The organism is Frankia gtarii (assembly GCF_025403375.1).
GTDB lineage: Bacteria > Actinomycetota > Actinomycetes > Frankiales > Frankiaceae > Frankia > Frankia gtarii.
In genome coordinates, this window is the sequence record NZ_JAMPTM010000051.1 from 13557 (window position 1) to 30636 (window position 17080).

A 17080-nucleotide genomic window follows, 5' to 3' on the forward strand; every position below is an offset into this window, starting at 1 on the left:
TGCGAGGCCGCCGGGTGGTTCGTCAGGGTTCGCGGTCGGTTTCGTGGTCCCGGTGGGCATCCTCGACGATGTCCAGGAGTCCGAAATCGGGGTGGTGCGGGAGATGGCCGACGCCGGCCCGTTGCGGGGGTACCGCTGCGGCACCCTCGCCGGGGCGGGGGGCCGCGGACGGCAGGTCGAGCAGGACGCGCAGGCCGCCGGCCTCGGCGGGGGCCAGCACGATCGTCCCGCCGTCGGCGGTCACCAGGGCGTGGACGATCGCGAGCCCGAGCCCGTGGCCCCGCCGGTCAGCGCGGCGCGGCAGCTGGCCCAGGTCGGCGACCTGCCCATTGTCCGGACCATCCCGATCGGCGCTGGGCCGCTGATGGACGTTGGGCCGCTGAGCCTGGCCTGGCTCCCGTCCGCCGGCGGCGGCGCCAAAGCGGTGGAAGGCCGCCCGCCGCTGTTCGGCGGTCATGCCGTGCCCGCTGTCGGTGATGACGAGTCGGATCGCCGTCCCGGCCACGGTCCCCGGCCGGCTCGTGGCCTCCTCGGCGTCGGCGGCACCGGGTGCGCCAGGGGGGACGGCGGTGGCATCCGACGGGCGCTGGTCGAGGAGCGGGGGCGCCGGGTGGGACTCGATCCGGATCCGGCCGCCGGGTGGGGTGGCCTCCAGGGCGTTGCTGAGCAGGTTGTCGAGGATCTGCTCCAGGTGCCCGGGGGCGCTGGCCACGATGTGAGTGTCGGCGACGTCCCAGGTCAGTGAGATGTCCGCGGCGGCGGCCACCGGTCGCCAGATCAGGCAGCGCTGCGCGGTGACCGGCGCGAGGGGAACCGGCCGGGTGGCGGTCGGTGCGTGCTCGGCCCGGGAGACGGCGAGCAGCCCGTCGACCATGCGGGACAACCGGTGCACCTCGACGAGGGTGCCGGCCACCTCCCCGGCGATCGTCGCGTCGACGTCCTGCTCCAACAGCTCCAGGCGCAGCCGCATCGCGGTCAGCGGGGTGCGGATCTGGTGGGAGACGTCGGCGAGGAAGTGCCGCTGACTGTCGACGAGGGACTGGATCCGGTCGGCCATCGCGTCGAAGGTCGCCGCGACCTCCCGGACCTCCGACGGGCCGCCGACGGCCCGGGCCCGGATCGACAGGTCACCCGCGCCGAGCTCGCCGGCGGCGTGTTCGAGCCGACGCAGCGGGCGGCCCACCCAGCGGGCCAGCAGGATGGAGATCGCCAGCGCCGCCAGGGCGACCAGGACGCCGCCGATGGCGATCATCGTCCACCGGTGGTTGATCGAGGAACGCAGCCCGTAGTCGCTGCGCGCGACCGCGAGGATGCCGACCAGGCCGTTCGCATTGGACACCGGGGTCACGATGATCATCCGATGCCGGGTGGCGTCGCTCGGGTCGATCGTCACGCTGTGGTGGTGCGCGCGGGCGAGCTCCGCCGGCGTCACCGAGATGTCGTCACCCGTGTCGGCCACGGGGCTGTTGTCGGCGCGGTAGAGGCGCAGCTCGTCGGGCGGCCCGTCCGCGCTGTCGCGGCGGGGCGCCGGCAGCGGCGCGGCGCCCGGCGACAGCCGCCGCCACTTCACCTCGGCGGCGTAGGCGTCCGTCGACGAGGTCAGCCGCAGGCCGAACAGGGCCCGGTCATGGCGGGCGGCGTCCAGACCCAGCGGGATGCACAGTCCGATGAGCAGTGCCGCGGTCAGCAGGAGCTGGGCGGCGAGGATCCGCCGACTCATCGGCCCGGCAGCCCCTGTCCCCAACCGCCGCGCGCCACCAGCTGCCCGGCCGGCTCCCCACGGGAAGGATCGGGATCGGGCACGCTGGCCAGGCGGAAGCCGACCCCGTACACCGTCTCGATCAACTCCGGTTTGCCTAGTTTGCGGCGGATCGCGCCGATGTGCACGTCGAGGACCTTCGGTGAGCCGAACCAGTCTCCCCAGACCCCGGTGAAGATCTCCTGGCGGGTTCGCACCCGGCCCGGGTCGGCGGCGAGGAACGCCAGCAGGTCGTACTCGCGGGCGGTGACGGTGACGGGGCGGTCGCCGACGGTGATTCGGCGGCTGCGGTGGTCGAGGGTGAGCGGGCCGTGCCGGACCAGGTCCGCATCCTCACCGCCCGTTTGGCCGCCCATGCGGCCATCCGGGCGGCCGGCGGTGCGCCGGCGCACCGCCCGCATCCTGGCCAGCAGCTCGGCGAACCCGAACGGCTTGACGAGGTAGTCGTCCGAGCCCAGGTCGAGCGCCTCGACCCGGTCGGCCTCGTCTCCCCGGGCGGTCACGACGATCACCGGAGTGTCGGTGCGCTCGCGGATGCCCCGGCACACCTGGGCGCCGTCCATGTCCGGCAGGCCCAGGTCGAGCAGCACGAGGTCGGGCGGGGTGGGACCGGCGACCTGGGCGAGGGCGGCCTCGCCCGTGCGGACACGGCTCGCCGTGTAGCCGGCCCGGTTCAGCCCGCGCACGAGCTGTGTCCCCAACCCCTCGTCGTCCTCGACCACGAGGACCCGGGCGCCGGCCGGGTCGGGCTGGCCTCGGAGGTCGGGCCGGCGTTGGAGGTCGGGCTGGCGTTGGAGGTCGGGCTGGCCTCGGAGATCGGGCTGGGGCGGCGGGTCCGGCATGTGTCCCCTGAAATGGTGGCCTGCGGGCGTCGCCATAGTTAGCAGCCTAGGGCTGCCGCTACGTCAGGGTGACCGCGTCCGCCTAGCTTGTCCGTCGCGTCGCGCAGCCCTCACCCGCTGCTGCCGGCCTCGCCGCCGGTCTGCGTGTCGACGCAGGCCACCGCGGCGGCGAGCGTCGAGGCGAGCGTGTGCCACGGCAGGTCGATCAGCCGGACGGCGAGCAGATCGGGGTCGGCGACGGCCCGGTGCGCGGTCGCCAGGGCCTCCCGCTGGGACAGCGTCCGACCGTCGGCCTGCCGGGCGATCCGGATCAGGCCGTCGCGCCAGACATTGCCGATCTTGCCGTGCGGGCGGTCCAGCAGCCAGCGGGCGAGGCGCGCGCCGGGGTCGAGAACGGCGGGGTCCACTGCGGCGAACGTCACCAGCCGGCCCGCGTTCCCGCCTCGACCCGTGTCCCCGCCGTCGGGGATGGCAACGTCGTGCTCGGGCGTGGCCGCCCACTTCGCCCGTAGCGGGTCGAGAGCCTGGTGCGTGCCATCCCCGGCGCCCAGCACGGGATGGTCGGCCGCCACGATCACGGCGAGCCGGTCGGCGTTGACTGCCAGCAGCAGCCGTGTCAGCCACGGGCCCGGATCGTCGGACAGGTCGGCGACGGCGGACAGCGCCCCGCTCGCCCCCGCCGCGACGGCCGCCGGCAGCCCGCCTTCGAGGACCGTCCCGAGATGCGCGTGGGCCGCGTCCAGTTCGGGACGGTCGCCGACGAAGACCCCCCGGCCCGGCGCGATCGCCAGGAATCCGGTCGCCGCGGCGACGACGGGCCCCGCGAGCGGCGCCGGCTGGCTCTCGGTGGCCTGCCGGCCACGGGTGTAGATCGCCGTCGACACCGACCCGCGTGCCGCAACCGGCCGGTCCAGGTGCTTCCAGGTGGCCGAGGTCGGCTGGCAGACGTACATGTCGGCGCGGGCGCCGACCGCCTCGGCGCCCTCGTAGGTGTGGAAGGCCGGCCAGATCGCCTCGAAGACGAGCCCCTGGTCGAGCAGGGCTCGCTGCACCTTCCAGCCCAGGGTGGGTACCCGTTCGCTGAACCCGTAGGCGACGAGGACCCGGCCGCGCTCGCGGTCGGCGAGGCCCTGGGCGCCGCGCGCGGCGAACAGCGACACCCCCCGCGGGGTGTAGGGCGGGTCCGTGAAGGCAAGATCCGCACTGCCCGCCACCGCCGGTGGCAGCCCGAAGCGCAGGTCCGCGTACAGGCACCGAAGCCGCAGGTCGCGTGACCGGGCCGTCCGGTCGAGGAACTCCAACAGGTCCTCGTCGATGTCCACGACCGTGACGGCGGGCCCGCGCCGCGCCGGGCCCGGGCTCGCCGCGGCGGCCAGCAGAACGACGGCCAGTGACGTCAGGTCGTGGTCACCCACGCAGAGCAGGTGGGCCTCGCGCAGGTCGTAGTGCGTCGACAGCCAGACGGCCCGGCGGACCACCGTCGCCGCTGTGGCCGGCACGTGGTCCAGCTCGGTCCTCGGGCGCGGAGCCGAGGCGATGAGCTCGTGCATCGTCGTGACCAGTGCGCTGTGGCGACCGATCTCCGCGGCGAGCGGGTCGAGCGTGGTGCCCGCGCGCAGCTCGTCATAGTCGATCATGGTGCGGTAGCGGTCGACGGCACCGGGCCGCAGGACGAACGTCGCGCCGGAACCGGGCCGCAGATCGTCGCCGAGGCAGCCGAGGATCTCCTCGACCGAGCGGCGCGGCAGCCCCGAGTCCTGGACCAGTGCGCGCAGGGTCCGTGGCCGTTCGGTCAGCGCCGCCACGACCCCGCGGGGCGCCCGCGCGTGCACCCGGTAGCCGTGCAGCAGCGTCGCCAGCGACTCCCCGGGTGCGGCGCTCGCGGGCCCCGCCGTGGCCGGTGCCGCGGCGGGCGGCGGCGGATCCGGGAGCGGCGTCGGATCTGGCGCGCGAGGCGGACCGGCCGAGGGTGGCGGGGTGCGGGGATCGGTCACGCTGATCAGCGTGACACCCCGGCGTGAGCTGTGATTTCACCACCCCCCGACTCGGCGGCTAGTCTCGTATCGTGCTGAGAAGGCTTGATCTGCGGGATACGGTGCCGTCCGCTGCCGATGTTCGGCGCCTGCTGCCCCGGGCCGCAGTCGATGTGGACGTCGCCGTCGACGCGGTCCGGCCCATCTGCGAAGACGTGCGGACCCGTGGTGACGCCGCCGTTCTGGACGCCGCCGCCCGGTTCGACGGCGTCCGTCCAGCCGGCCTGCGGGTGCCGCGGGCGGTGCTCGCCGCCGCCGCCGAGGCCCTCGACCCGGCGGTGCGTGACGCGCTCGTCGAGGCGATCCGGCGCAGCCGGGTGGTGCACCGCGCGCAGCTGCGCGAGCCGGTCACGATCGAGGTCGGGCCGGGCCTGACGGTCACCGAGCGTTGGGTGCCGGTCGAGCGGGTCGGGCTGTACGTGCCCGGCGGGCGGGTCGCCTACCCGAGCAGCGTCGTGATGAACGTGGTGCCCGCCCAGGAGGCCGGGGTCGGCTCGCTGGCGGTGTTCTCCCCGCCACAGCGGGACAACGACGGCCTGCCGCACCCCGTCGTGCTCGGCGCCTGCGCCCTGCTCGGGATCGACGAGGTCTACGCCGCCGGCGGCGCCCAGGCGGTCGCGATGGCCGCCTACGGCACCGAGAGCTGCCAGCCCGTCGACGTCATCACCGGGCCGGGCAACGTCTACGTGACGGCGGCGAAGCGGCTGGTGCGCGGCGTGGTCGGGGTGGACGCGGAGGCGGGCCCCACCGAGGTCGCGATCCTCGCCGACGCCACCGCGGACCCGACCTTCGTCGCCGCCGACCTCATCGCCCAGGCCGAGCACGACCCGATGGCCGCCTGCCTGCTCGTCACCTCCTCGGTGGAGCTCGCCGACGCGGTCGACATCGAGCTCGGCAAGCAGGTACCGGCGACGCGCCACCGCGAGCGGGTCGAGGAGTCCCTGGCCGGCCAGGGTGCCGTGGCGATCGTCGCCGACGTCGACGCCGGGCTCGCGGTCGTCGACGGCTGGGCGGCCGAGCACCTGGAGATCCACACCGCAGACGCGGGCGCGGTCGCCGCACGGGTGCGCCATGCCGGGGCGGTGTTCGTCGGCCCCCACGCCCCCGTCCCGCTGGGCGACTACCTGGCCGGCTCCAACCACGTCCTGCCCACCGGTGGGACGGCGCGTCACTCCAGCGGTCTGGCCGTGGCCGCCTTCCAGCGCCAGGTCCACGTCGTCGAAAGCACCCGTGACGCGCTGCACGCCATCGCCCCGCGCCTGGCCGCACTCGCCGGGGCCGAGGATCTCACCGCACATTCCGACGCCGTGGAGGCTCGATTCCGATGACGATCCAGGCGTCCCGCAGCACTGACGCCGGTTACGCCGGTTACGCCGGCGACGACCGGCCCTGGCGCCCGTTGGACATCGACGGGCTGCCGTTGCGCGACAGCCTGCGCGGGCTGTCCCCCTACGGCGCGCCGCAGCTCGACGTGCCGGTGCGGCTCAACACCAACGAGAACCCGTATCCGCCGTCGGTCGGTCTGGTCGACGCCCTCGGCAAGGCCGCGACCCTCGCCGCCACCGAGGCCAACCGCTACCCCGACCGCGACGCCGAGGCCCTGCGCGCCGACCTCGCCTACTACCTCACCCCGGACGCCGGGTTCGGCGTGCACACCGCCCAGGTCTGGGCCGCCAACGGGTCCAACGAGGTCATCCAGCAGCTCTGCCAGGCGTTCGGCGGGCCCGGCCGGGTCGCGGTCGGCTTCGAGCCGTCCTACTCGATGCACCGGCTCATCTCCCTGGCCACGGCGACGCAGTGGGTCCGCGAGGAACGCGCCGCGGATTTCACCCTCTCCGCCGAGGCCGTCACCGAGGCCGTCGAGCGCCACCGGCCGGCGCTGCTGTTCCTCTGCTCGCCGAACAACCCGACCGGTACGGCCCTGCCCGTCGACGTCGTCGTCGCGGCCTGCGAGGCGATGGCACGGGTGGGCAGCGGCATGGTCGTCGTCGACGAGGCGTACGCCGAGTTCCGCCGGGCCGGGGTGCCCAGCGCCCTGACGCTGCTGCCCCGCCACCCGCGGCTCATCGTCACCCGCACGATGAGCAAGGCGTTCGCCCTGGCCGGCGCCAGGGTCGGCTATCTCGCCGCGCACCCCGCCGTCGTCGACGCGCTGCAGCTGGTCCGACTGCCCTACCACCTGTCGACGTTCACCCAGGCGGTCGCCCGCACCGCGCTCGCGCACGCCGACGAGCTGCTCGCCACGGTGGAGGCGGTCAAGGCGCAGCGGGACCGGATCGTGCGGGAGGTGGGGGCCCTCGGCCTTCGGCTCGCGCCCAGCGACGCCAACTTCGTCTTCTTCGGCCTGTTCGCCGACCAGCGCGCCGTGTGGCGCGGGCTGCTCGACGCCGGGGTGCTCGTCCGCGACCTCGGGCTGCCGGGCTGGCTGCGGGTCACCGCCGGGCTGCCCGCCGAGGTCGACGCGTTCCTGGCCGCGCTCGGCCGGGTCCTCGCCGGCAGCGACGTCGCCGCGGACGGCGTCGTCACCCTGGCCAGGGGCTGACACCGAGCCACCGCCACACCCCGCCGGTCCCCACCCGCAACCCAGAAAGACCGAGGAAAGTTTCCGATGGCACGCACCGCGCGGATCGAACGCAAGACGCTGGAGTCCGACGTGCTGGTCGAACTCGACCTCGACGGCACGGGCGTGGCGACCTCCGACACCGGCGTCCCGTTCTTCGACCACATGCTGTCCCAGCTCGGCAAGCACGGCGGGTTCGACCTCACCGTGCGCACCCGTGGTGACCTGCACATCGACTCCCACCACACGGTCGAGGACACCTCCATCGCCTTCGGCTCGGCGCTGCGTGAGGCGCTGGGCGACAAGGTCGGCATCCGCCGCTTCGGCGACGCGCTGGTCCCCCTCGACGAGGCCCTCGCGCAGGCCGCGGTCGACCTGTCCGGTCGGCCGTACTGTGTGCACGTCGAGCCGGACCTCGTCGGGCTGATCGGGACGTACGACACCACGCTGACCCGGCACATCTTCGAGTCGATCACCGCGTCGGCCCGGATCGCGCTGCATGTGCGGGTACTGTCCGGCCGCAACGCCCATCACGTCGTCGAGGCGCAGTTCAAGGCGGTCGCCCGGGCCATGCGCGACGCGGTGGCCCTCGACGCCCGGGTGGCCGGCGTCCCCTCCACCAAGGGTGTCCTGTGACGGATCGGCATCCACGGGTCGTCGTTCTCGACTACGGCTCGGGGAACCTGCGCTCGGCGGAGCGGGCGCTTGCCCGCGTCGGCGCCGACGTGACGGTCAGCGACGATCTCGATGCGGCCCTGGCGGCCGACGGGCTCGTCGTGCCCGGTGTCGGTGCGTATGCGGCCTGCATGGCCGGTCTCGGCGGGGTGGGCGCCGCGCCCATCGTGCGGGAGCGGGTGGCCGCGGGGCGGCCGGTGCTCGGTATCTGTGTGGGCATGCAGGTGCTCTACGAGCTCGGTGACGAGCACGGGGTGCGTACGGCCGGGCTCGGCGTGCTGCCCGGCGAGGTGCGCCGTCTGGCCGCGCCCATCCTGCCGCACATGGGCTGGAACACGGTGCGCCCACCGGCGGCGTCCGTGCTGTTCGCCGGGCTGCCCGCCGACACCCGCTTCTACTTCGTCCACTCCTACGCGGCGAAGGCCGACCCCGACGCCGGCGACACGGTCGGCGAGCACGGCGAGCCGTTCGCCGCCGCCGTCGAGCGCGGCGCCCTGGCCGCGACCCAGTTCCATCCCGAGAAGTCCGGCGACGCCGGCGCGCACCTGCTGACCAACTGGCTCGCCACGCTGTCCTGACGCTGACGCCGCCGGTGCGGCGTTGGCGGCGGGGTGGCTCAGCCGGCGTGGACGGGGACCCGGCCGGCGGTGAGCGACGCGGGTACGGGCAGGCCCAGGTGCTCCAGCAGAGTTGCCAGCTTCAGGTCCAGCTCGATGCCCACGATGGTGATCGCGCGGTTGCCATAGCTGCGGAAATGCGTGCTCGGCTGGTCGACGCTGAACCAGGTCTCGCCCTCCCGGTCGGTGTGGATCGTGGTCCGCAACGGGGCGTGCAGCAGCACCCCCGGGTCATGGCGGAACATCCGCTCGGCGATGACATGGTTGCCCATCAGATATTCGACGCACCGCCCCTCGTCGCCGGCCGCCCGAAACATCCAGGTGAACTCGCCGCGCCAGTAGCGGAGGAAGTCGTGCGGCGCGTTCGGCGCGGTCGCGATGCGTACATCGTCCCAGCTTGGCTGCCCGGTGGCGAGGGCGGCGAAGCGCGCCTCGTCGAGGGCGGGCACCGCCTGCTCGTAGCGGCGGACCGTCTCGTCGTAGCCGAGGTCCGCCGCGACGGACAGCCGGTGCACCTCGTAGGTCACGGTGTTGACGGCGTCGGCGAGCTCGTGATCGGTACTGGTCATGCGACAGCCTCCCGTCCCGGTCGGCGCGGCCTGACGCGCAGCGCGGACCCGCGGGATTCCCGCCGCCGGTGCGGTCGAAACCGGCCCGCCGGCGTTTGCCGGTCGCCCCTACCTTGGCTGGGGCGGCGATCAACGCTGGCTGCCGGCCCCGATCCTGTGGCGCGCCGAGGCGTCATCCCTCCCGGCGCCGGTCTCGAAGGTCGGTTGCTCCTGGTCGACAACCGCCTTACCAGGCCGCGATATTTGCCAACTCCAACGATGCTTACAATGAGCATATGGATAGGATCTAGCTGGCCGAGTCGCCGTCAAGCGGGCGACGAGCCGCCAGAAAAGCATCCTCATTAACGCGCATCGCCACGAGTGTGGCCAGAGACGGGGAAAGTCGGATTTCCGTGCCCTTGAGGAGCGGATGATTCAGCCAGTGGTTACGAGCAGCGTCGTGCTCCGACGCGCCAGGCTGACCGGCCGGGACGAAGTCGTCGAGCACGACCGTCCCGCCCGGCTCGAGCCAACCATCGGCAGGATCAAGAGGTGAGTCCACGCTTGGGTCCTTGCCTTTACCTCCACCGTCCAGGACCAGTAGATCGAACGGGCCATAATCTCGTAATCCGTGCCAGTCTCCATGAATGATGTGGACATTGCGGTGACCGCTGAAGAAATCCGCCGACGCGGCGGCCCGCTTTGCGTCCAGTTCAATACTCACAAAAGATGTGTCCGGACCGGCCGCGTCGACCATCCAGGCCAGTCCAACACCGCAGCCCGTGCCTGTCTCTCCCACAAGGCCACCGGTCCAGCCCCTTGCGAGAAGCGACAGCAACCAGCCCTGCTCCGGAGCGCAAGAGTTGTCAAAACCACACTCCCGAGCGAGGTCCACCGCCGCGGCGACCAGATCGGGCAGCCTCGCGCGATCGTCGTATGCCGTGTTGCCACCGACTGACATGGCGACATGATCCCACCGGCTGGTGCCGGTGCGGGGGTTTTCGGCGGGTGGCTGGCCCACGACGTTCAGCCGCGTGGCAGGCTGCCTTCCATGGCGCCCGGTGATCCGTCCCAGGCTGACGGTGCAGTGCTGGTGGTGCGTCCTGATCTGGCGGACGCCGATCTCAACGAGCTGTTCGGCGCGTCATGGCCGGACCGGAGACCTGCGTCGTTCGCGCCGGTGCTGGCCCGCAGCCTGACGTGGATCGCGGCGCGTCGCGCAGGACGGCTGGTCGGATTCGTCAACGTCGTCGGTGACGGCGGCGTGCACGCTTTCATCCTGGATACCACTGTGCACCCGGACGAGCGCCGCCAGAGGCTCGGAATATGTCTGGTGCGGGCCGCTGCGGACGAGGCGAGGGCACGCGGCGCCGAATGGCTGCACGTCGACTACGAACCACAACTGGAACCCTTCTACGTGCAGTGTGGTTTCCGACAGACCACCGCGGGTCTCCTGCGGCTGTGAGGCAGACCCCTCCCGTCCTTGCGCCGTCGACTCGTGCAGCGAGGCTCGGTAGCCGATGCCGGACCCCGGTCGGCAGGAGAATCCAGCGAGGTCCGCTCATCCACCGCGACAGTGCAGCCCGAGGTATTGCTCAGGCAGACGCGAACTTCCAGGAATTTCTGCTCATCTTTAACCGATCCCTACATGTCAGGTGTAAACGAGCCGCCGGGCCGCCCTCGGCGAACGGCCCCCGCGTCCACCCGGCTCCGCGCAGCGGGTGTTCGGGCAGGCTTTTCCATGCCGATGAAATCCACGACCCCGTAATCGTCGAACGTCTCCGTATGCCGGCCGGTATCGGTGAAACCGAGGCGCAGGTACAGGCGGGCCGCGCGTTCGTTGAAAGCCGCGACATCGAGCACTACGCGGCGCCGACCGTGGATGGTGCTGGCGAACTCCAAGCCCGCCAGTACGAACTGCTCGCCGAGCCCACGACCGGTGAGATCCGGCCGCAAGCCAAGCCCGTAGAACAGTGCGTCGCCGCACGGCTCGAAGAAGTAGAAGCCGATGAGGGCGCCATCGTCGCGCACGGCGAAGAAGAGCTTGGGGTTTTTCACGGGTAGCCCGTCGCTGTCGTAAAAATCGTACGGCGGGTCGTAACGCCAAGCGTCGCGTTCGCGGAACATGGCGCCGTCCGCGGGTTCGATCTTCACCGCTCCCGCCCGTCCCGAACGTTGATCCCAGCTCGTCGGCGCGATTCTCCCACGACGCACGATGCTTGGGCGTCGCCCTGGAATGCTGGCCGTACCACGTCCGCCGGGCGCGAAGGGCACACCGTTCAACGACGTCCAACCAGTTCGCGGCCTCCTCTACCGGACCCGAACCATGGTCACGTAGGCGGGTCCCGATCGGTCGTCCGCCGATCAGTCGGGCTGATCACCCCAGACCGGTGCTGATCACCCCGGACCAGTACCGAGTCGTCGACGGTTCCTGCGACGAGGCGGTCGTCCTCGCCTGTCGCCGCCTGCCCAACCATGCGTTCGCCCCCGGCTTCTCGGAGATCGCGGCACTGCTCGCCGGCTGAATCCCGTGGTCGAGGTTGCCGCCATCCACGGCAGCCGCGGTCGTGGTCTCGGGCCGTCGCGGAGTGGCCATAGGGTGGCCGGTGTGACGCTTACTCTGCTGCCTGCCGTCGATGTGGCCGACGGGCGGGCCGTCCGCCTCGTCCAAGGTGAGGCCGGTTCCGAGACCTCGTACGGCGACCCGCTCGAGGCGGCGCTGACCTGGCAGCGCGACGGCGCCGAGTGGATCCATCTGGTCGACCTCGACGCCGCGTTCGGCCGCGGCTCGAACCGCGAGCTGATCGCCGAGGTCGTCCGCTCGGTCGACGTGGCCGTCGAGCTCTCCGGCGGCATCCGCGACGACGACTCCCTCGACGCGGCGCTGGCCACCGGGGCGGCGCGGGTCAACATCGGCACGGCCGCGCTGGAGGATCCCGACTGGGTTCGCCGGGCGATCGACCGGGTGGCCGACCGGATCGCCGTCGGGCTCGACGTGCGCGGCACGACGCTGTCCGCCCGCGGCTGGACCAAGGACGGCGGCGAGCTGTTCGAGGTGCTCGCCCGCCTCGACGCCGACGGCTGCGCCCGCTACGTGGTGACGGACGTGCGCCGCGACGGCACGTTGACCGGCCCGAACGTCGAGCTGCTGCGCTCGGTGACCGCGGCGACCGACCGCCCCGTCGTGGCCAGCGGGGGCGTGTCCGCGCTCGCCGACCTCGTGGCGATCGCCGCGGTGCCCGGCGTCGAGGGCGCGATCGTCGGCAAGGCCCTCTACGCCGGCGCCTTCACCCTCCCCGAGGCCCTCGCCGTCACCTCGACGGTCGTGGCGGGGTGAGCGTCGCGGTTCGGGTGATCCCCTGCCTCGACGTCGACGGCGGCCGGGTGGTGAAGGGGGTGAACTTCACCGATCTGCGCGACGCCGGGGATCCGGTCGAGATGGCCCGGCTCTACGACGCCGAGGGCGCCGACGAGCTGACGTTTCTCGACATCACCGCGTCGAGCGGCGACCGGGAGACCACCTACGACATCGTCCGGCGCACCGCCGAGCAGGTCTTCATCCCGCTCACCGTCGGGGGCGGGGTCCGCTCCGCCGACGACGTCAACCGGCTGCTGCGCGCCGGGGCCGACAAGGTGGGGATCAACACGGCCGCGGTGGCCCGCCCCGAGCTGGTCCGTGAGTGCGCCCACCGGTTCGGCAACCAGTGCATCGTGATCTCGGTGGACGCCCGGCGGTGCCCGGATCCGGGCGGCCCCCGCTTCGAAGTGACTACGCACGGTGGTCGCCGGGGGACCGGAATCGACGCGGTCGGCTGGACTTCGCGGGTGGTCGAGCTCGGCGCCGGCGAGATCCTGCTCAATTCGATGGACGCCGACGGCACCCGGGACGGATACGATCTGGAGATGATCTCCGCCGTGCGCGCCGAGGTCGATGTGCCGGTGATCGCCAGCGGCGGGGCCGGTGACCTCGCTCATTTCGCGCCGGCGGTCGGCGCGGGCGCGGACGCGGTGCTCGCGGCCAGCGTGTTCCATTTCGGACAGCTGCGCATCGGCGAGGTGAAGGCGGCGCTGCGGGACACGGGCGTTCCCGTGCGCTGACCGCCACCGCTCCGCCGGCGCCGCTGCCGTGACGTGTTGACGGAGGGTGACGATGTCGGAGCGGGTGGCGGAGCCGGGGCGACAACCCGGGGTCATCGGCCAGGGCTTCGCGAACCTCTGGCGGGGCATCCGGGACGAGCCCCGCCTGTTCGCAGTAGCAACGGTCGGTGGCTGCCTGTTCACGCTGACGGGGGTGGCCAATTCTCTCGTGCTCGGCGAGGCCACGGACCGGGTGGTGATCCCGGCGATCCGGCAGGGGCACGCCGACTGGTCGGCGGTCGCCCTGGCCGCGGCGGCGCTCAGCGTCGTCGGCCTCGCCCGGGCGCTCGGTATGCTCCTGCGCCGCCTCGCCGGCGGCACGGTCGTGTTCCGGCTCCAGGCGCGCCACCGGCACGCGGTGACCCGCCAGTACCTGCGGCTGCCGCTGTCCTGGCATCAGCGGCACTCCACCGGCACGTTGCTGTCCAACGCCAACGCCGACGTCGAGGCCGCCTGGGCCCCGGTCATGCCGCTGCCGTTCGCGCTGGGTGCTCTCGTCATGCTCGTCGTGGCGCTGGTACTGCTCGTGGTCACCGACCCGGTGCTGGCGCTGATCGGTTTCGTGATCTTCCCGACGTTCGGCGTGCTCAACGTCTGGTACGGCCGGCGGGTGTGGCCGCTGTACTCCCGGGCGCAGCAGTTACGTGGGGAGGTCAGCGCGGTGGCACACGAATCCTTCGACGGCGCCCTCGTCGTCAAGACCCTCGGCCGGGAAGAGGACGAGACCGCCCGTTTCGCCGTCCGCGCCGAGCAGCTTCGCGACGCGATGATCCACGCGGGCCGGCTGCGGGGCCTGTTCGACCCCGTGATGGAGGCCCTGCCGAACCTGGGGATCCTGCTGGTGCTGCTGGTCGGCGCGATCCGCATCGACGCCGGGGCGATGGACGTCGGGCAGCTCGTCCGGGTCGCCTACCTGTTCACCTTGCTTGCCTTCCCGCTGCGGGCGTTCGGCTGGGTGTTCGGTGACCTGCCGAGGGAGGTCGTCGGCTACGACCGGGTCGACGCGGTGCTGCGGGCTCGCGGCCACGAGGCGTACGGCCCGCGCACGCTGACCGCGGCCGGCCCCGCGTCGCTGCGCCTCGACGCCGCCACCTATGCCTACCCCCCCGCAGACCTGACCGGTGACCCTTCGGAGCCCGCGAGTCCCGGCGATCCGCCTGCGCGGCCGGTGGTGGACGCGGTGAGCTTCGAGGTGGCCGCGGGCAGCGTCGTCGCGATCACCGGCCGCACCGGCGCCGGCAAGTCGTCGCTGGTGAACCTGCTCGCCCGGCTCGTCGACCCGCAGGCCGGCGCGGTGCTGCTCGACGGCGTCGACCTGCGCGAACTCGCCGTCGGCGAGGTGAGCCGAGCTGTCGCCGTCGTGGCCCAGCAGGCGTTCCTCTTCGACGACACGGTGCGCGCCAACGTCACCCTCGGCGCGGACAACACCGACGACGACGTCTGGGCCGCGCTGCGCCGCGCGCAGGCCGACGGCTTCGTCGCCGCCCTGCCCGACGGCCTCGACACCATGGTCGGCGAGCGCGGGACCTCCCTGTCCGGCGGCCAGCGCCAACGCATCGGCCTGGCCCGCGCGCTCATCCGCGCCCCGCGGCTGCTCGTCCTCGACGACGCCACCGCCAGCGTCGACCCCCGGGTGGAGGCCGCGATCCTCGCCGACCTGCGCGAACGTGCCGGCGCCTCGACGGTCGTGGTCGTCGCCCAGCGCCGCTCCACGATCGCGCTGGCCGACGAGGTGATCCACCTCGACGCCGGCCGGGTCATCGGCCGCGGTCGGCACGAGGAGCTGCTCGCATCCTCCCCGCGCTACGCCGCCCTGCTCACCGCCTACGAGGCGGCCGCCCGCGCGGCCGGCGCCATCCCCGAGCCCGCCGTCTCCGAGCCCGCCGTCTCCGAGCCCGCCGTCTCCGAGCCCGCCGTCTCCGAGCCCGCCGTCTCCGAGCCCGCCGTCTCCGAGCCCGCCGTCTCCGAGCCCGCCGTCCGGGAACTCGAAGCGGAGGCCGCGCCGTGACGCCCGCCGCGCCCCCGGCGGCGCCGCGGGCCTCCCCGCCGACGTTGACGGCGACGTTGCGCCGGCTGCGCGCGTTGTCCCCCGAGCTGACCCGGGGTCTGCTCGGCACCCTCGCGCTTGCCCTGGTGGCGACCGCGGGAAAGGTCGTCATCCCGGTCGTCGTGCAGCAGACCCTCGACCGCGGGCTCACCGACGACGGAGTCGACGTCGGCCTGGTCGCCGTGGCCGTCGGCGCGGCCTCAGCCGTCATCGTGCTGACCACCTTCGCCACGTACCGGATGAACCTGCGGCTCTACCGCCTGTCCGAGGGCACCCTCGCCACCCTGCGGGTGCATGCCTTCCGCCACATCCACGACCTGTCGATGCTCAGCCAGTCCGCCCAGCGTCGCGGTTCGCTGACCTCCCGGGTGACCAGCGACGTCGATCAGATGTCGCAGTTCCTCCAGTTCGGCGGGGTGATGCTGCTGGTCTCGTCCGGTCAGATGCTGCTGGCCACCGTGTTGATGGTCGTCTACTCGTGGCCGCTGACCCTCCTGGTGTATGCGTTCTTCGTCCCTCTGTTCGTCGTGACTCGACTGGTGCAGCGCCGGCTCGCCGGCCGGTACGCGATCGTCCGCGAACGGGTCGGCGAGCTGCTGGGCGCCGTGTCCGAGGCGGTCGTCGGCGCCCCGGTCGTGCGGGCCTACGGCGTCCAGCAGCGGACCGGGCGGCGCATCGACGCGACCATCGGCCGCTACCGCTCGGCCCAGATCGAGGCCCAAAGGGTCGTCGCCGGAGTCTTCTCGCTCAGTGAGCTGGTCGCCGCGCTGGCCACCGCCGCGGTGGTGACGGCGGGCGTGGCGCTCGGCGTCGCCGGCTCGCTCAGCACCGGGCGGCTGATCGCGTTCCTGTTTCTGATGACCTTGTTCGTCATGCCGATCCAGTCGATGACCGAGGTGCTCAACGACGCGGCCAACGCGCTGGCCGGCCTGCGCCGGGTGCTCGACGTTCTGGATCTTCCGACCGATGTCCGCGATCCCGCGCTCGGCCGCCGGACCGTGGGGCGGCTGCCGGCGCCCCGCACCGGCGGCGCTGCGGGCCACGGCGGGGAAGGCCGCGACGGGCCCGCCGTGACCACGGCCGGCCGCGACCTGCCGGCCGGACCGCTGGGGGTCCGGTTCGACGGGGTCGGGTTCGCCTACCCCGACGGGCCGCCGGTGCTGCTCGACGTCGACCTGGAAATCGCCCCGCGCATGCGGGTGGCGGTGGTCGGCGAGACCGGATCCGGCAAGACGACCCTGGCCAAGCTGCTCACCCGGCTGATGGATCCGACCACGGGCACCGTGCGCATCGCCGGGGTGCCGCTGTCCGAGGTGCGGTTCTCCTCGCTGCGCGGCCGGGTGCTGCTCGTGCCGCAGGACGGCTTCCTGTTCGACCTCACGATCGCCGACAACGTCCGCTATGGCCGCCCCGGAGCCGATGACACGGCTGTCCTCGCCGCCTTTGCGACGCTTGGCCTCGCCGACTGGCTCGCCGGGCTGCCGGCGGGGCTGGCGACCCGGGTGGGGGAGAGCGGGTCGCGGCTGTCGGCCGGGGAGCGGCAGCTCGTCGCCTTGGCCCGCGCCCGGCTGGCAGATCCGGATCTGCTGGTCCTGGACGAGGCGACCTCCGCGGTGGACCCCGAGACCGAGGTGCGCCTGGCGGCGGCCCTGGCCGAACTGACCCGGGACCGCACCTCGGTGACGATCGCGCACCGGCTGTCGACGGCGGAGGCGGCGCAGGATGTCGTCGTCGTGGACGCCGGGCGCATCGTGCAGCGGGGCCATCACCGAGCGTTGGTCGCCGTGCCCGGGGTGTATCGGCGGATGCACCAGTCCTGGGCTGCCGGTGTCGGCTCGGTCGCGGTGGGTTCGGGGGTGGGA

16 protein-coding genes are annotated in these 17080 nt (G+C 73.0%); 10 read left to right on the forward strand and 6 right to left on the reverse strand.

Annotated features, from left to right (window positions below):
- Positions 1 to 22: 22 nt before the first annotated feature.
- From NBZ83_RS10435 to NBZ83_RS10445, 3 genes are all read right to left on the reverse strand, one after another.
- Positions 23 to 1720 carry a sensor histidine kinase gene (locus NBZ83_RS10435; RefSeq protein ID WP_261574854.1) on the reverse strand — a complete coding sequence of 566 codons (1698 nt, stop codon included), beginning with the start codon at positions 1718 to 1720 and terminating at the stop codon, positions 23 to 25.
- Positions 1717 to 2601: a response regulator transcription factor gene (locus NBZ83_RS10440; RefSeq protein ID WP_261574855.1), complete on the reverse strand. Its 885-nt coding sequence runs from the start codon at positions 2599 to 2601 to the stop codon at positions 1717 to 1719. Before NBZ83_RS10440 ends, NBZ83_RS10435 begins: the two co-directional genes overlap by 4 nt.
- A gap of 110 nt (positions 2602 to 2711) precedes the next feature.
- Complete coding sequence (locus tag NBZ83_RS10445) at positions 2712 to 4595, reverse strand: bis-aminopropyl spermidine synthase family protein (protein ID WP_261574856.1); 1884 nt, start codon at positions 4593 to 4595, stop codon at positions 2712 to 2714.
- 71 nt (positions 4596 to 4666) lie between these two features.
- Here NBZ83_RS10445 and hisD point away from each other — a divergent pair, with 71 nt between their 5' ends.
- The 4 genes from hisD (at position 4667) to hisH (ending at position 8447) form a co-directional block, all read left to right on the forward strand.
- Positions 4667 to 5962 (forward strand): histidinol dehydrogenase, encoded by a 1296-nt coding sequence (hisD, locus tag NBZ83_RS10450; protein WP_261574857.1) that lies wholly within the window; start codon positions 4667 to 4669, stop codon positions 5960 to 5962.
- The gene (locus NBZ83_RS10455) at positions 5959 to 7176 is read left to right on the forward strand and encodes a histidinol-phosphate transaminase (RefSeq protein WP_261574858.1); all 1218 of its coding nucleotides are present in this window, start codon (positions 5959 to 5961) and stop codon (positions 7174 to 7176) included. The genes hisD and NBZ83_RS10455 overlap by 4 nt, the downstream gene beginning before the upstream one ends.
- A gap of 66 nt (positions 7177 to 7242) precedes the next feature.
- Positions 7243 to 7830 (forward strand): imidazoleglycerol-phosphate dehydratase HisB, encoded by a 588-nt coding sequence (gene hisB, locus NBZ83_RS10460; RefSeq protein ID WP_261568201.1) that lies wholly within the window; start codon positions 7243 to 7245, stop codon positions 7828 to 7830.
- Positions 7827 to 8447 carry an imidazole glycerol phosphate synthase subunit HisH gene (hisH, locus tag NBZ83_RS10465; protein WP_261568200.1) on the forward strand — a complete coding sequence of 207 codons (621 nt, stop codon included), beginning with the start codon at positions 7827 to 7829 and terminating at the stop codon, positions 8445 to 8447. The genes hisB and hisH overlap by 4 nt, the downstream gene beginning before the upstream one ends.
- 38 nt (positions 8448 to 8485) lie before the next feature.
- On the opposite strand, the gene NBZ83_RS10470 is transcribed toward hisH, so the two are convergent.
- Both NBZ83_RS10470 and NBZ83_RS10475 read right to left on the reverse strand, forming a co-directional pair.
- A complete protein-coding gene (locus NBZ83_RS10470) occupies positions 8486 to 9055 on the reverse strand; it encodes a DUF302 domain-containing protein (protein WP_261568199.1) in 570 nt (189 codons plus the stop codon).
- 286 nt (positions 9056 to 9341) lie between these two features.
- A complete protein-coding gene (locus NBZ83_RS10475; protein ID WP_261568198.1) occupies positions 9342 to 9995 on the reverse strand; it encodes an O-methyltransferase in 654 nt (217 codons plus the stop codon).
- Between the two features lie 90 nt (positions 9996 to 10085).
- Between NBZ83_RS10475 and NBZ83_RS10480 the strand changes: the two genes are divergently transcribed.
- Positions 10086 to 10499 (forward strand): GNAT family N-acetyltransferase, encoded by a 414-nt coding sequence (locus NBZ83_RS10480; protein WP_261574859.1) that lies wholly within the window; start codon positions 10086 to 10088, stop codon positions 10497 to 10499.
- Positions 10500 to 10678: 179 nt separating this feature from the next.
- Here NBZ83_RS10480 and NBZ83_RS10485 read toward each other — a convergent pair whose 3' ends face one another.
- A complete protein-coding gene (locus NBZ83_RS10485) occupies positions 10679 to 11188 on the reverse strand; it encodes a GNAT family N-acetyltransferase (protein ID WP_261568196.1) in 510 nt (169 codons plus the stop codon).
- Positions 11189 to 11424: 236 nt separating this feature from the next.
- Between NBZ83_RS10485 and NBZ83_RS10490 the strand changes: the two genes are divergently transcribed.
- The 5 genes from NBZ83_RS10490 to NBZ83_RS10510 all read left to right on the forward strand — a co-directional run.
- Entirely contained in the window at positions 11425 to 11559 is a 135-nt protein-coding gene (locus NBZ83_RS10490; RefSeq protein WP_261568195.1) for a hypothetical protein, read from the forward strand.
- An 83-nt stretch (positions 11560 to 11642) separates the two neighbouring features.
- Complete coding sequence (gene priA, locus NBZ83_RS10495) at positions 11643 to 12371, forward strand: bifunctional 1-(5-phosphoribosyl)-5-((5-phosphoribosylamino)methylideneamino)imidazole-4-carboxamide isomerase/phosphoribosylanthranilate isomerase PriA (protein WP_261568194.1); 729 nt, start codon at positions 11643 to 11645, stop codon at positions 12369 to 12371.
- Entirely contained in the window at positions 12368 to 13132 is a 765-nt protein-coding gene (gene hisF, locus NBZ83_RS10500; RefSeq protein WP_261568193.1) for an imidazole glycerol phosphate synthase subunit HisF, read from the forward strand. The genes priA and hisF overlap by 4 nt, the downstream gene beginning before the upstream one ends.
- Positions 13133 to 13184: 52 nt before the next feature.
- Entirely contained in the window at positions 13185 to 15179 is a 1995-nt protein-coding gene (locus NBZ83_RS10505) for an ABC transporter ATP-binding protein (RefSeq protein WP_261574860.1), read from the forward strand.
- A partial coding sequence (locus NBZ83_RS10510; RefSeq protein ID WP_261574861.1) for an ABC transporter ATP-binding protein occupies positions 15176 to 17080 on the forward strand: 1905 nt, incomplete at its 3' end. The genes NBZ83_RS10505 and NBZ83_RS10510, both read left to right, overlap by 4 nt.